The sequence below is a fragment of the Klebsiella sp. 2680 genome (assembly GCF_900198535.1).
GTDB lineage: Bacteria > Pseudomonadota > Gammaproteobacteria > Enterobacterales > Enterobacteriaceae > Klebsiella > Klebsiella indica.
Genome location: NZ_FZNJ01000001.1, coordinates 385,033 through 398,638 on the forward strand (window position 1 = coordinate 385,033; position 13,606 = coordinate 398,638).

Annotated in this window: 12 protein-coding genes; 8 read left to right on the forward strand and 4 right to left on the reverse strand. The window is 49.7% G+C overall.

Annotation, left to right across the window (positions count from 1 at the left end):
• Nucleotides 1–91: 91 nt before the first annotated feature.
• From lolB to dauA, 4 genes are all read left to right on the forward strand, one after another.
• Nucleotides 92–703 carry a lipoprotein insertase outer membrane protein LolB gene (gene lolB / locus FN037_RS01970; protein ID WP_138360326.1) on the forward strand — a complete coding sequence of 204 codons (612 nt, stop codon included), beginning with the start codon at nucleotides 92–94 and terminating at the stop codon, nucleotides 701–703.
• The gene (ispE, locus tag FN037_RS01975) at nucleotides 703–1,560 is read left to right on the forward strand and encodes a 4-(cytidine 5'-diphospho)-2-C-methyl-D-erythritol kinase (protein ID WP_185929227.1); all 858 of its coding nucleotides are present in this window, start codon (nucleotides 703–705) and stop codon (nucleotides 1,558–1,560) included. Before lolB ends, ispE begins: the two co-directional genes overlap by 1 nt.
• 173 nt (nucleotides 1,561–1,733) lie before the next feature.
• On the forward strand, nucleotides 1,734–2,681 hold the full coding sequence (prs, locus tag FN037_RS01980; protein WP_015367113.1) for a ribose-phosphate diphosphokinase: 948 nt from the start codon (nucleotides 1,734–1,736) through the stop codon (nucleotides 2,679–2,681).
• 277 nt (nucleotides 2,682–2,958) lie between these two features.
• Nucleotides 2,959–4,638, forward strand: coding sequence for a C4-dicarboxylic acid transporter DauA (gene dauA, locus FN037_RS01985; protein WP_142501441.1), 1,680 nt, complete (start codon nucleotides 2,959–2,961; stop codon nucleotides 4,636–4,638).
• A 361-nt stretch (nucleotides 4,639–4,999) separates the two neighbouring features.
• Here dauA and ychH read toward each other — a convergent pair whose 3' ends face one another.
• Nucleotides 5,000–5,275: a stress-induced protein YchH gene (ychH, locus tag FN037_RS01990; protein ID WP_138360323.1), complete on the reverse strand. Its 276-nt coding sequence runs from the start codon at nucleotides 5,273–5,275 to the stop codon at nucleotides 5,000–5,002.
• Between the two features lie 272 nt (nucleotides 5,276–5,547).
• Here ychH and pth point away from each other — a divergent pair, with 272 nt between their 5' ends.
• The 4 genes from pth to FN037_RS02010 all read left to right on the forward strand — a co-directional run bounded on the left by pth (nucleotide 5,548) and on the right by FN037_RS02010 (nucleotide 9,229).
• On the forward strand, nucleotides 5,548–6,132 hold the full coding sequence (gene pth, locus FN037_RS01995) for an aminoacyl-tRNA hydrolase (protein WP_138360322.1): 585 nt from the start codon (nucleotides 5,548–5,550) through the stop codon (nucleotides 6,130–6,132).
• A gap of 117 nt (nucleotides 6,133–6,249) precedes the next feature.
• On the forward strand, nucleotides 6,250–7,344 hold the full coding sequence (ychF, locus tag FN037_RS02000; RefSeq protein WP_138360321.1) for a redox-regulated ATPase YchF: 1,095 nt from the start codon (nucleotides 6,250–6,252) through the stop codon (nucleotides 7,342–7,344).
• Nucleotides 7,345–8,160: 816 nt separating this feature from the next.
• Nucleotides 8,161–8,283 carry a small membrane protein gene (locus FN037_RS02005; RefSeq protein ID WP_138360399.1) on the forward strand — a complete coding sequence of 41 codons (123 nt, stop codon included), beginning with the start codon at nucleotides 8,161–8,163 and terminating at the stop codon, nucleotides 8,281–8,283.
• 301 nt (nucleotides 8,284–8,584) lie between these two features.
• A complete protein-coding gene (locus FN037_RS02010) occupies nucleotides 8,585–9,229 on the forward strand; it encodes a hypothetical protein (RefSeq protein WP_142501442.1) in 645 nt (214 codons plus the stop codon).
• Between the two features lie 831 nt (nucleotides 9,230–10,060).
• Here the strand turns inward: FN037_RS02010 and FN037_RS02015 are convergent.
• The 3 genes from FN037_RS02015 to FN037_RS02025 all read right to left on the reverse strand — a co-directional run bounded on the left by FN037_RS02015 (nucleotide 10,061) and on the right by FN037_RS02025 (nucleotide 13,596).
• The gene (locus FN037_RS02015) at nucleotides 10,061–10,687 is read right to left on the reverse strand and encodes a transporter (RefSeq protein WP_138360319.1); all 627 of its coding nucleotides are present in this window, start codon (nucleotides 10,685–10,687) and stop codon (nucleotides 10,061–10,063) included.
• A 542-nt stretch (nucleotides 10,688–11,229) separates the two neighbouring features.
• Complete coding sequence (locus FN037_RS02020; RefSeq protein WP_185929215.1) at nucleotides 11,230–12,087, reverse strand: helix-turn-helix domain-containing protein; 858 nt, start codon at nucleotides 12,085–12,087, stop codon at nucleotides 11,230–11,232.
• Nucleotides 12,088–12,186: 99 nt separating this feature from the next.
• The gene (locus FN037_RS02025) at nucleotides 12,187–13,596 is read right to left on the reverse strand and encodes an efflux transporter outer membrane subunit (RefSeq protein ID WP_138360317.1); all 1,410 of its coding nucleotides are present in this window, start codon (nucleotides 13,594–13,596) and stop codon (nucleotides 12,187–12,189) included.
• Between the last annotated feature and the right edge of the window lie 10 nt (nucleotides 13,597–13,606).

A 13,606-nucleotide genomic window follows, 5' to 3' on the forward strand; every position in this document is an offset into this window, starting at 1 on the left:
AAGGCTATTATTGCAACCCGCTACACAAATCGGCCGCCTCTTTATTCCATTCGCCGCATTTCACTGTAGACATCAAGGATTTGTCATCATTATGAATCGACTGTTCCGTCTGTTGCCGCTGGCAAGCCTCGTTCTGACCGCCTGTACCATTAATGCGCCGCAGGGACCGGGCAAAAGTCCGGACTCTCCGCAGTGGCGTCAGCACCAGCAAGATGTCCGCAACCTCAGCCAGTTCCAGACGCGCGGAGCCTTTGCTTATCTTTCTGATGAGCAAAAGGTGTATGCCCGCTTCTTCTGGCAACAAACCGGCCAGGACCGCTATCGCCTGCTACTGACTAACCCGCTCGGCAGCACCGAGCTCTCGTTAACCGCACAGCCCGGTAGCGTACAAATTATTGATAATAAAGGCCAGACCTACACGGCGACCAATGCGGAAGAGATGCTCGCCCGCCTGACCGGCATGCCGATCCCGCTTAACAGCCTGCGCCAGTGGATTATTGGCCTGCCTGGCGCGGCCACCGATTACGCGCTGGATGACCAGTACCGCCTGCGCAAACTGAGCTACAGGCAAAACGGTAAAACCTGGCGCGTCACCTGGGACAGCTACTCCACCGACACGAAACCTTCGCTACCGACCAATATGGAACTCAACGATGGTCATCAGCGCCTCAAGCTGAAAATGGATAACTGGATTGTGAAATGATGACCCGCTGGCCTTCTCCCGCAAAATTGAACCTGTTTTTATATATTACCGGCCAGCGCGCCGATGGTTATCACAGGCTGCAGACGCTATTTCAGTTTCTTGACTATGGCGATACGCTGACTATTGAACCGCGTGACGATGGCAAACTGCAACTGCTGACGCCGGTTGACGGCGTGCCTGATGAAGAGAATCTGATTATCCGCGCGGCCAGGCTACTGATGCAAACGGCGAAACACGCCGGGAAGCTTCCGGCCGGTAGCGGCGCCGATATCCGTATCGACAAAATTCTGCCGATGGGCGGCGGTCTCGGCGGCGGTTCGTCCAACGCCGCGACCGTGCTGGTAGCGCTCAATCACTTATGGGGTTGCGGCCTGAGCGAAAATCAGTTGGCGGATTTAGGTTTGCAGCTGGGTGCCGATGTGCCGGTATTTGTCCACGGCCATGCGGCTTTTGCCGAAGGCGTCGGTGAAATTCTGACCCCCGCCGATCCCGAAGAGAAGTGGTATCTGGTGGCCCATCCCGGCATCAGTATCCCTACGCCGATCATATTTCGCGATCCTGAACTCCCCCGCAATACACCCCGGCGGTCACTTGAGACGTTATTAAAATGTAAATTCGGTAATGATTGCGAGGTTATCGCAAGAAAACGTTTTCGTGAGGTTGATGCGGCGCTTTCCTGGCTGCTAGAATATGCGCCGTCGCGCCTGACTGGCACCGGTGCCTGTGTGTTTGCTGAATTTAACACGGAATCCGCCGCTCGTCAGGTGCTTGAAAAAGCCCCGGCATGGCTGCATGGCTTTGTGGCGCGAGGTGTTAACATCTCTCCGCTCAAGCAAGCGCTGCTCCAGGCCTGCTGATTTCAGCAACGATGGAGAAAACGCCGGGGAAACTGAGTTACGGTGACAACGTCACCTTGTTCCAGACGTTGCATCGGGCTCTTTAAATACACCGCCTGGATGAAATCGTGCCCACCCGCACTTTTTTTTGGCTCATTTCATCCACCACTGGACGCATGCCTGAGGTTCTTCTCGTGCCTGATATGAAGCTTTTTGCTGGTAACGCCACCCCGGAACTAGCACAACGTATTGCCAACCGTCTGTACACTTCTCTTGGCGACGCCGCTGTAGGTCGTTTTAGCGACGGCGAAGTCAGCGTACAAATCAATGAAAACGTACGCGGTGGTGATATTTTCATCATCCAGTCCACTTGTGCTCCCACCAATGACAACCTGATGGAACTGGTTGTTATGGTCGATGCTCTGCGTCGTGCTTCGGCAGGTCGTATCACCGCCGTTATCCCTTACTTCGGTTACGCTCGTCAGGACCGTCGTGTTCGTTCTGCTCGTGTGCCTATCACCGCAAAAGTGGTTGCCGATTTCCTCTCCAGCGTTGGCGTCGACCGCGTGCTGACCGTTGACCTGCACGCCGAGCAAATTCAGGGCTTCTTTGACGTTCCGGTTGATAACGTATTCGGCAGCCCAATCCTGCTGGAGGATATGCTGCAGCTGAACCTGGATAACCCGATCGTGGTTTCTCCGGACATCGGTGGCGTTGTTCGCGCCCGCGCGATCGCCAAACTGCTGAACGATACCGACATGGCGATCATCGATAAACGTCGTCCGCGCGCTAACGTTTCTCAGGTGATGCACATCATTGGTGACGTTGCAGGCCGTGACTGCGTTATGGTCGATGATATGATTGATACCGGTGGTACGCTGTGTAAAGCGGCGGAAGCGCTGAAAGAGCGTGGTGCAAAACGGGTCTTCGCCTACGCGACGCACCCGATCTTCTCTGGCAACGCCATTCAGAACATCAAAAATTCGGTGATTGACGAATTTGTCGTCTGCGATACTATTCCGCTGACGCCAGAAATCAAAGCGCTGGATAAAGTTCGTACCCTGACGCTGTCTGGTATGTTGGCCGAAGCGATTCGTCGTATCAGCAACGAAGAATCTATTTCTGCTATGTTCGAACATTAATCGAGCCTGGCATAAAAACCCGCTGCGGCGGGTTTTTTTTGTCCCTGAACTTTTATTCCACAAAATCATTTCGGACACAGTAAGGCGGCAACGAAAATGACTGGCAACAGGTGGCTGACGCGCGGGGAGTCATGCGGCGCGTTACGGCCAGCAAGGTCCAGATCAGCCGGCGACCGCCGCCAGTACTGGCTTTCGGAATAATGACGTGGGAATGACTAATGCCTCCTTCACCTGCCATTCAGTTGACAGATGATGCGCTTATGGATCAAACATTATTGTGAACAGATTATTTTCCTCACATGTGATGCCTTTCCGCGCCCTCATCGACGCTTGCTGGAAAGAAAAATATACCGTTTCGCGGTTTACTCGCGATGTCATTGCCGGGATAACCGTTGGGATTATCGCTATTCCGCTGGCAATGGCGCTGGCTATTGGCAGTGGCGTGGCGCCTCAGTACGGTCTTTATACCTCGGCGGTGGCGGGGATCGTCATTGCGTTAACCGGCGGGTCGCGCTTTAGCGTTTCCGGTCCGACCGCCGCTTTCGTGGTCATTCTGTATCCCGTCTCGCAACAGTTCGGCCTTTCAGGGCTGCTGGTGGCGACATTAATGTCGGGGTTGTTCTTGATTTTTTTTGGTCTGGCGCGCTTTGGTCGCCTGATTGAATATATTCCGCTATCGGTCACGCTCGGCTTCACCTCAGGGATCGGTATTACCATTGGTACCATGCAAATTAAAGATTTTCTTGGTTTGCAGATGGCGCATGTACCTGAACATTATTTGCAGAAAGTCGCCGCACTGGTCATGGCGCTGCCGACCATTAATCTGGGTGATGCCGTCATTGGCATTGTCACACTGGGCACGCTGATTATCTGGCCTCGCCTTGGTATCCGGTTGCCAGGACACCTCCCGGCCTTGCTGGCGGGCTGTATGGTTATGGGCGTGGCTAACCTGCTTGGCGACAACGTCGCCACCATTGGCTCGCAGTTCCACTATATTCTCGCCGATGGTAGCCAGGGTAACGGTATTCCTCAGTTACTGCCGCAACTGGTACTGCCGTGGAATATGCCAGGTTCAGACTTCACGCTTAACTGGTCTTCATTACAGGCGCTGCTCCCCGCTGCGTTCTCAATGGCCATGCTCGGGGCGATTGAATCTCTACTCTGCGCCGTGGTGCTGGATGGTATGACAGGCACCAAGCATAAAGCCAACAGCGAACTGATTGGTCAGGGTCTGGGGAACATTGTCGCCCCCTTCTTCGGGGGAATTACTGCCACCGCAGCCATCGCCCGTTCCGCCGCTAACGTCCGTGCTGGCGCGACCTCGCCGATTTCCGCTGTGATCCACGCGCTGCTGGTGATCATGGCGCTGCTGGTCCTCGCGCCCCTGCTCTCCTGGCTACCGCTTTCCGCAATGGCGGCGTTGCTGCTGATGGTGGCATGGAATATGAGTGAAGCGCATAAGGTGATTAACCTGCTGCGCTACGCGCCAAAAGACGACATCATTGTGATGCTGTTGTGTATGTCGCTGACCGTGCTATTTGATATGGTCATCGCCATCAGCATCGGTATTGTGCTGGCCTCCCTGCTGTTTATGCGGCGGATTGCGCGTATGACCCGCCTTGCGCCAGTTAATGTCGAGGTTCCGGATGACGTGCTGGTGCTGCGCGTCATAGGGCCGCTGTTTTTCGCCGCCGCTGAGGGGCTGTTTACCGATCTGGAGACGCGAATCACGGGCAAACGCATCGTGGTGCTGAAATGGGATGCGGTGCCGGTGCTGGATGCCGGCGGGCTGGATGCCTTCCAGCGCTTCGTGAAAAAGCTGCCTGAAGGCTGCGAACTGCGCGTCTCCAACCTCGAATTCCAGCCGCTGCGTACGCTGGCCCGTGCCGGCGTCAAACCGATTCCGGGTCGCCTGAGCTTCTACCCGGACCGTAACGCCGCGCTGGTGGATCTTTAATTACCCGGCGGCAGGCCCCGCGCCTGCCGCACCATCTTGCCGGGCACCTGGCTCTCCTCCATATCTCCTTCGCCAATGCGGTTCCTGCTCTATGGTATAACGAAGCGTCAGCTGATTTACGCATGGTATCTGTGTAGATTACGCACATCCGAATGCCCTGCATCACCGCGCATCTGGATGTCCGCCGATGCAGGCAATAGTGATCCAGGGAGTAAGACACCATGGGTAATCCGTTCAATAGCATCGCCACGAAAGTGCGCTCACAATATGATGACCAATACAGGGGACAATAAGTGGACTGCCTGAACAGGCTACATTAAAACGCACCAGCCGTTATCAACGGCTGGTGAAAGGAATTTACTTAACTGTGGCGATGCTGATCGCGACGGCAGCGTTTATCATAGTGGCGAACCCACCAGTATCTGTCGCTGACCTGCTCATGACCGCCGATACGTGCGCCCGCCAGCCACAGCACCGCGCCAACAAAAATACTCAGGATCGCGCCATGCGCGAAAATCTGCGGCAGGTCAAGCTGTGGAAGCTGGTTTAAAATAGAGTAGCCAACGCCGACAACCATGACGACCAACCCCATCCCCATCAGCACATTACCGAGTAACGAAGCGTTTCTGCGTTTCATATGTCACCTCCGGAACCTTGGGTTGCATGGGAATATCCCCAAATCCTATGGGTATAGTATAGACAATGACCAATCTGCTGATTGCGTGAGCGATCACATAAGCACACCGCGCGCTAACAAAAATTTACAAATAAGCCCCTGAACAATATCAAATTCTAATTATTCAACCGGGTAATTATCCTTATCCGCCGCGCTTCGTTGGCAGAGTTTTGTCAACCGTGCGCGCAGACAGTACACTACGCCACAGAGAACGATCCATGCAGGATAAAAAAGTGACGATAAAACTGATTGTCGGCCTGGCGAACCCCGGCGCTGAGTACGCGGCAACCCGCCATAACGCGGGTGCCTGGTATGTGGATTTACTGGCTGAGCGTCATCGTGCGCCGCTACGTGAAGAGAGCAAATTCTTCGGCTACACCTCGCGGATTACCCTTGCGGGTGAGGATATTCGTTTGCTGGTCCCGACGACCTTTATGAACCTTAGCGGTAAAGCCGTCGCCGCGATGGCGACCTTCTTTCGTATCAACCCGGATGAAATTCTGGTCGCCCACGATGAGCTCGACTTACCCCCCGGCGTTGCTAAGTTCAAACTTGGCGGCGGTCATGGGGGACATAATGGACTGAAGGATATCATCAGCAAGCTGGGTAATAACCCGAACTTTCACCGCTTACGCGTGGGAATCGGTCATCCAGGTGATAAAAATAAAGTCGTCGGTTTCGTCCTGGGCAAACCGCCAGCCGGTGAACAGAAGCTGATTGATGAAGCCGTTGACGAAGCGGCTCGCTGCACTGAAGTGTGGATGAAAGATGGGCTCACCAAAGCGACCAATCGTTTACACGCATTTAAAGCGCAATAACCGGTCGACGTGCGGAATTTTTATCACGCACCGTGTATAATAGGCGTAGTTATTAACTTTTCTGCAATCTGTTCATCGTAACAGATTGATTATCCAAAGATTAAGGTGATTTAAATCATGGGATTCAAATGCGGTATCGTCGGTTTGCCCAACGTCGGCAAATCCACCCTGTTCAATGCGCTCACTAAAGCGGGTATTGAAGCGGCCAACTTCCCCTTCTGTACCATTGAGCCGAACACCGGTGTCGTGCCGATGCCCGATCCGCGTCTGGACAAACTGGCTGAAATCGTCAAACCGCAGCGTATTTTGCCCACGACAATGGAATTCGTTGATATCGCAGGTCTGGTAAAAGGAGCCTCTAAAGGTGAAGGTCTGGGTAACCAGTTTCTGACCAACATCCGCGAAACCGAAGCTATCGGCCATGTGGTGCGCTGCTTTGAAAACGACAACATCATCCACGTAAATAACAAAGTGGACCCGGCTAACGACATCGACGTGATCAACACTGAGCTGGCGCTGTCCGATCTGGACACCTGCGAGCGCGCTATCCACCGGGTGCAGAAAAAAGCGAAAGGCGGCGATAAAGACGCTAAAGCAGAACTGGCGGCGCTGGAAAAATGCCTCCCGCATCTGGAGAACGCCGGTATGCTGCGTGCCCTGAAAGACCTGACCGATGAAGACAAAGCCGCCATCAAATACCTGAGCTTCCTGACGCTGAAGCCAACTATGTATATCGCAAACGTCAACGAAGATGGCTTTGAGAACAATCCCTATCTCGACAAAGTTCGTGAAATTGCCGCCGCCGAAGGTTCCGTGGTGGTTGCGGTGTGTGCGGCCGTTGAGGCCGATATCGCTGAGCTGGACGATGCCGATCGCGATGAATTTATGGCTGAGATGGGTCTGGAAGAACCGGGTTTGAACCGGGTTATCCGTGCCGGTTACGAGCTGCTGAACCTACAGACCTACTTCACCGCCGGCGTGAAAGAAGTTCGCGCATGGACTATCCCGGTTGGCGCAACCGCCCCTCAGGCAGCGGGAAAAATCCATACCGATTTCGAGAAAGGCTTTATCCGCGCGCAGACGATCGCCTTTGAAGACTTTATTACCTATAAAGGCGAACAAGGCGCGAAAGAAGCCGGGAAAATGCGTGCAGAAGGTAAAGATTATATCGTGAAGGATGGCGATATTATGAACTTCTTGTTTAACGTCTAATGAGAATGGCTCGTCTCATGAGGTTTTATCCAATCTCATGAAAACGCCAGAATCGGTAAAATCCACGCTATTGCGTGGATTTTTTATACATTTCCTTCCCTATTGCCGTATCTTCAGCAGCGGCTAGCCTTAAAATACCGCCGATAAATCATTACACCATCATATATCTGGCCGTATAACACCGTATTTTCTCTCTCCCGGATATCGACCGATCGGTTGCAGCCGCGTTTATCATCCGAAGTTCTAACTCCGCTCCGCGGTTATGAGAATTATTCGCCCGCCGGGGGCAAACGCCCGGACATAGCACTTCTGATGCAACCCCCTTCTCTTCCCCGCACAAAATGAATGCAGCAGGAACGAATTAATGTTCGGGAATATGTAAACCAGGATGACTCACTGGCTTGCACAGGTTTATATTACAATCGCAACATTAATTCGTAATGTCATGATTCGCTCCCCGAGAAAAATTAAAACTAATTCCCCCCATAAATACCAATAGCCATAATAATCACCACCGACACGTTATACCGACATACCTCACTTAATAAGTGAATAACGACGACGTCTTAAAAATTCATTGAATGAATTGAGAGAAAAATGATTATTCAGCAAAATAAGCGGTCACAATGACTGATTAACAAAAAGCGCGTTATCCATTCATTGCAATTACTTATCAATACAGTTCACATCCTCACCAGCGAAATTTATTTCATATTTTCATTTTACGACAATAGGATTTTTCTTAATCTTATTATATATTAGTTCATGCCAGCCAGCACTCGCTCTGACATTAACGACACACGTATGAGGTATGAAATGGGAAACCTATTTTTCCTTGGGCTCGCTATTGTACTTTTAATCATTTCAATAGCATCTTTTATGTCATACATCAGAGACAGACGAAGAATCAAAAAAACATTTCAAAGCAGAAGAAGGTAAGACGGATGATTAACGATTTCCGTAAATAAATCAATCTGCATATGATTTACACACAGAACGGCAAAACAATCAAGATATGAATAAAATAAACGTCACTATTCATTCCTGTCATTATCGGATGATAGCAATCCAATATCATTATCACAAAATAAACCCAATTTTTACACCATCAGATGGTAAAAAAGCATTCAATTCAGAATCACGGTTATTATCGTGATGCAGGGTGCAATAAATTTATTTCAGTCGGATAACTTTCGTCACGTACAACCGTAAATAACACTGGTGAAAGGTATAACATATCATGCCCGATATTAGTAAATCTGCACGCAGAATGTCTGCGTTACAGAAAAACATTCTCATTGTGCTTGCCGCTTTAGATCAACGTAAGCATATGCCAGTCGCAACTAAGGATATTGAACGCGTACTTGAACAAGGAGGAGAAAAGCCCGTATACGGTTCGAACTTAAGAGCCGCCTGTAGAAAACTCGAGGAAGCCGGATTTGTTTGCACATTAAGGGCCAGGAATTTACAACTTGCTGTCGAACTGACAGAGACAGGCAAAGCAACTGCATACCCCTTACTTGAGCGAGAAAAACGTGAAGAACAGGCAAAAGCGCGTACGCAGGAATGCCACGTTTTACCCGCGTCTATAGTGACCACTGATATTAACGAAACTGAGATCGAAATTAATGATAAATGTTATTCCGTATACCGTTGTGCTTATGTTATACGACTGAATAAAACAACCTGTTTACAGTTATGGCGGTCAAATGGAAAACCTGTCAAACTAGAAGGCGATGCATTGCAGATCGCTGAATGGTATAAAAAGTGTTATGATGCTGGTATTCAATGTCGAATACAAATAAATGAAGGTGATAAATTAAGTCCCAAAAGCATACAATTGCTCTCAACCAATCATTATCAACGCTGTGGTGATACATTTTAACAAAAACAGAGGTAATAGAATATCTCCTTATTGAAACCTGAAGAACAGGGATGTTTTTGAATGCATAATATATACTGTCAGCGATCCTCACCATTTAAATCATTTAGCATAAAAAAACACAAAAATACCACACTATAAATAAAAGAGACAACAGTTATTCATACAATTAAAAGATAAAGCCCAGGGAATTATATTTATATTTTAATTAATGCAACCTGCAGAATAAAACAACTCACAGATTGTCGGGAACAAATTAGAACGCCGCGCAGCGGCAGCCAATAAGGATGAGGCACCTGAATGGGTCAGGTAACACAGCCAATACATATACAACCTTTTGCATGATGGAAATATTGTACTATTACAAAATATGTACAATATATTTATTACAATAAAAACAGAAATATTTTATTAATCATTACTCAGCACATCGCCACCAGGAAACCTCTTTCGGCATCACGGACAATGACGCTGTCATTCACGAAACGGCGCTCAGTCAATCATGATTCTCGAACACAGCGCAATGGCACATGGCCTCCGCTCACATGCTAATAATATTATATTAGCGCCTCATTGGTGGTTCAATTTGCTGGCACTAAGGTGATTCTCTGGCCGATCCTGCTGATACAGGCGGAGGGTACGCCCGCAAACTTACCCGGCTGAATGTCGTGCAAACCACCAGCCGCAGCTGCTGGTAGCACGAACTGACGGTAAGGATTAAAGTGGAATATTCAGGCAACTCATCGACAAGACGCAGCGCTTTCAAATAAGCCAGCGCATTCTACAGTGAGCATATCTCTGCGCATGGCAATATTTTACACTCGCTCTGCGAACTTATTCTGTCGGACGTTCGTTATACGAATTGTGCTCTGCTTTACGCTGGTAGAAATAATAGCCAATGCTCGACGTCAGGCATAGCACATAGCCAAACGATTCTGCCCCCTCTTCCACCATATTTTTAACTACCCGAACATATTGCTCTCTGAGCACTGTCTCCCACAATAAGTGCATACCAAATAATCGTGAAAAAACCAGTATACACAGTAGCCCGGAGATCATCATTCCATAGTAAGGCATCAGTGGGTAACGAGCGAGATCATCGAGTGCCTGACGGTAATTCCTCGCGGTATACGCAATAATCGCCACAGAGGTGCTCAGCGCAAACCATACCCAGCTACCGTGAGAAATTAAATCAAACAAACCATCCAGTTCACGAATAAGCATCGCAAGGAAAAAACCACCAATCAGGAGATGGCACTCGCGCATGTGCGCGGAATCTTTCACTAATTTGAAATGGATAAACACGATCACTGCCAGTATCGATTCCTGAAGTATTTCTGTCACCGAGACTTCACCGAGCTTGTCCTGTAGCCAACAGACATCAAGCCACAAACCTAAAACGACAGTGCTTGCAAGTATCACAGCAAGGAAAAAGTAAATAATAGAACGAATCAGTAACATAATAATATAAATATGAAAAATGAAGTAAACGTGTCATTGAATAGCTAACATTAGCATGTTAACGAACAGAAAATTTCGCTCAAATGGCTGTTTATCTTTCATTTTGCCTGTCCCGGTAAACTGACGGACAACGGAACTCAGCAGCATTCACGGCAAAATTAGCGTGCCGTGTCGTCAGAAATTCTCCGCCTGTTCCTACAGAGGTCATCGAGGAGGCCAGTCCGGATGCGGATCGCCCGGCGGAGAAAGGGCCAGTGAACGCAAAGGGATAAGAGCATTATCGACGCGCTATGCTTCCAGGGAAGAGGGACGGGGACGCTTTTCCTGTAGCAGACGGAAGGCCCATGCCGGTCGCGTCCCCGGCAGTTAAAATTGCATCCCGCCGCTTATCAGCATGCAGAGGTGATTACCCATAACGAAAAGTCAATCCGCTCCGGGCAGTCAATATAGGCCAGCACTGCGTTGTGTGGTTTAATGAGCAACTGCGTGACTGTCCTTAATACAGTGGCCGTTACACATTATCAGGAATCATCTCGCTACGCTTAATTATCGGTATAATCAATGGGCATAAAATATATGACTTTACGCATGTCGGGACTTCCTCGCACCTGCCCCCTGATCTGCATAAAATCGAGACCGTCTCTTTTAATCAATGGACATGCGGGCAAATAGTGGGTGTACAGGTATTCAGTTACCCTGTGTATCACCTCAGCGCTGACGCGCATATATAATACCGCATATCGTCCCTCATCCAGCACTTTGTAATTTATTCTCTCTTGCCCCTCTCTACTGTCAGGACGTAGCGCCTCCACCGGATGAATATACTGAGTTCCTCGTCGCTCAGAAGCCAACGAATTTATCTCAATAGCAAACCCGAGACTGTCCACATCAGCCTGCAGACGCTTCTGAAATCTCGTGACTTTTGACTGGATATAATGCCCGGAATGGTTAATAATGGCATTTTCGTCTGACATGGATATTTTTAAGCTGCGTATTTTCAATTCCGTATAAATAATCTTGTCCAGACAAAACCTATCGTTTGACTCCGGCCCGGGAAGCTGCTTTCTGAAGTCGGTAACCGGATCCCGCCTTGCCTGTAGAGGAGTACATCCGTACTGCAAGCGAAACGCCCGACAGAAGCTTTGTACCGTCCCGAACCCAAGACCAATCGCTATCTCTGAAACCGTGCGCGACGTAATTTTGAGTTCAGCGAAAGCCAGCGTCAGCCGCCTGCGTCGAATGTATTCGGCAACATTGATATCCATCACTTGACAGAAAACCCGATTAAAATACCATCGGGTATAGCCGGAGCGAGTCTCTATATCCCGCAGTTGAATATCCTCACGAATATTTTCCTCGATCCATACAAGCATACCGATTATTACTTCTCTCGCTGCCATAGACATACCATAAATTAATTAATATCAGTTTTTTCATTCTTCTTGTTTTCTGCAACAGCCCCTCAGCCAATAGCGGGTATGGGCCGGGGGCGATGATATTTACCAGCCGCCGCCGAGTACTTTATATAAAGTAATATCTTGCTGCAGACTAGCCAGTTTTACAGAAATCACATCTTCTTCCGATGAATAAAGTTCCCGTTGCGCCACCAGCACATTAAGATGGCTGTCGACGCCGGCCTGATAGCGTTGCAATGCAAGGCCATAATAACGTTTGTTGGCATCTAAATCCTTTATTCGTGCCGCCACTTCCTTGCTGTAGGTTTCTTTCCCGGCGAGCGCATCCGATACCTCCTCAAAAGCCTGTTGTATTGACTTTTCATAATTCGCAATTTCGATACGTTTTTCCAGTTTGGCCACATCAAGATTGGCCTCGTTTTTCCCACCCGTAAATATCGGGATATTAATTTCTGGCAGGAAACTCCAGCCCGCCGTTCCACCTTCCAGCAAATGGCCAAGACTGTCAGACAACGAGCCCCCCGATGCTGTCAGGCTGATGCTGGGAAAGAATGCCGCCCTTGCGGCGCCAATATTGGCATTTGCGGCTTTAAGAGTATGCTCTGCCGCAATAATGTCCGGCCTTCGGGTCAATAAATCAGAAGGCATACCCGCTTTCACGGAAGGGAAGCCAACGTAATTCTCCAGCGTCATGTTTTGCTTAACCGATGCCGGCAAGGGAACGCCGAGCAGCAGACTCAGGGCATTTTCATCCTGTTTCAGCTGACGGGTGTATTTTTCAACATCCGCTTCAGCCGATCTGACTGACATTTCTGCCTGCATAACATCCTGTTCTGAAACGACACCATTGCCGCCAAGATACTTCCTCTGTGTTAACAGCCAGGTGTTTTTCTGGCTATCGGCAGTCTCTGTCGCGAGGCGAAGCAGATCATGATCAGCCGCCAGAGACATATATCCGGTGGCGACGCTGGCTATCAGGCTAATCCGCGTTGCCTGTTCTGTGGCTGCCGTCGCCAGATACGTTTCCAGCGCATTATCGCGGAGACTGCGTATCCGGCCAAAGAAATCCAGCTCCCAGCTGGTTATTCCGGCCGACAGTTCATATTGCTGATAGGTTGCCGCCCCCGTGCTTCTTGTGGAATAAAGGTTCGCCGGCACACGCTCCGACGTTTTATTCATATTGGCTTCAATCGTCGGAAACAGCGCGGAGCGTTCAATTCTGAACTGGGCCTGCGCGCTTTCGACGTTCAACGCGGCAACCCGCAGATCGCGGTTATTTTCAAGCGCCAGCTGAATTAAATTCACCAGCCGCCGATCGCGGTAGAATTTTTTCCAGTCTGTTGACGAATCCGCATCCCCGGATTGCTGTCCTTCCTGCCACTGCGCCGGAACAGGCATCGCCGGACGATGATATGCCGGCTGTAATGAACAGCCAGACAAAAGAATCAGACTCCAGGCCAGCAGCGAAGGGGCAAACGATGGTTTGATTTTCATGATATCCCCG

Coding starts and splice junctions, on each gene's coding strand:
- lolB (WP_138360326.1), top strand. CDS start 92: ATGAATCGACTGTTCCGTCTGTTGCCGCTGGCAAGCCTCGTTCTGACC.
- ispE (WP_185929227.1), top strand. CDS start 703: ATGACCCGCTGGCCTTCTCCCGCAAAATTGAACCTGTTTTTATATATT.
- ychH (WP_138360323.1), bottom strand. CDS start 5,275: ATGAAACGCAGAAACGCTTCGTTACTCGGTAATGTGCTGATGGGGATG.
- ychF (WP_138360321.1), top strand. CDS start 6,250: ATGGGATTCAAATGCGGTATCGTCGGTTTGCCCAACGTCGGCAAATCC.
- FN037_RS02005 (WP_138360399.1), top strand. CDS start 8,161: ATGGGAAACCTATTTTTCCTTGGGCTCGCTATTGTACTTTTAATCATT.
- FN037_RS02010 (WP_142501442.1), top strand. CDS start 8,585: ATGCCCGATATTAGTAAATCTGCACGCAGAATGTCTGCGTTACAGAAA.
- FN037_RS02015 (WP_138360319.1), bottom strand. CDS start 10,687: ATGTTACTGATTCGTTCTATTATTTACTTTTTCCTTGCTGTGATACTT.
- FN037_RS02020 (WP_185929215.1), bottom strand. CDS start 12,087: ATGGCAGCGAGAGAAGTAATAATCGGTATGCTTGTATGGATCGAGGAA.
- FN037_RS02025 (WP_138360317.1), bottom strand. CDS start 13,596: ATGAAAATCAAACCATCGTTTGCCCCTTCGCTGCTGGCCTGGAGTCTG.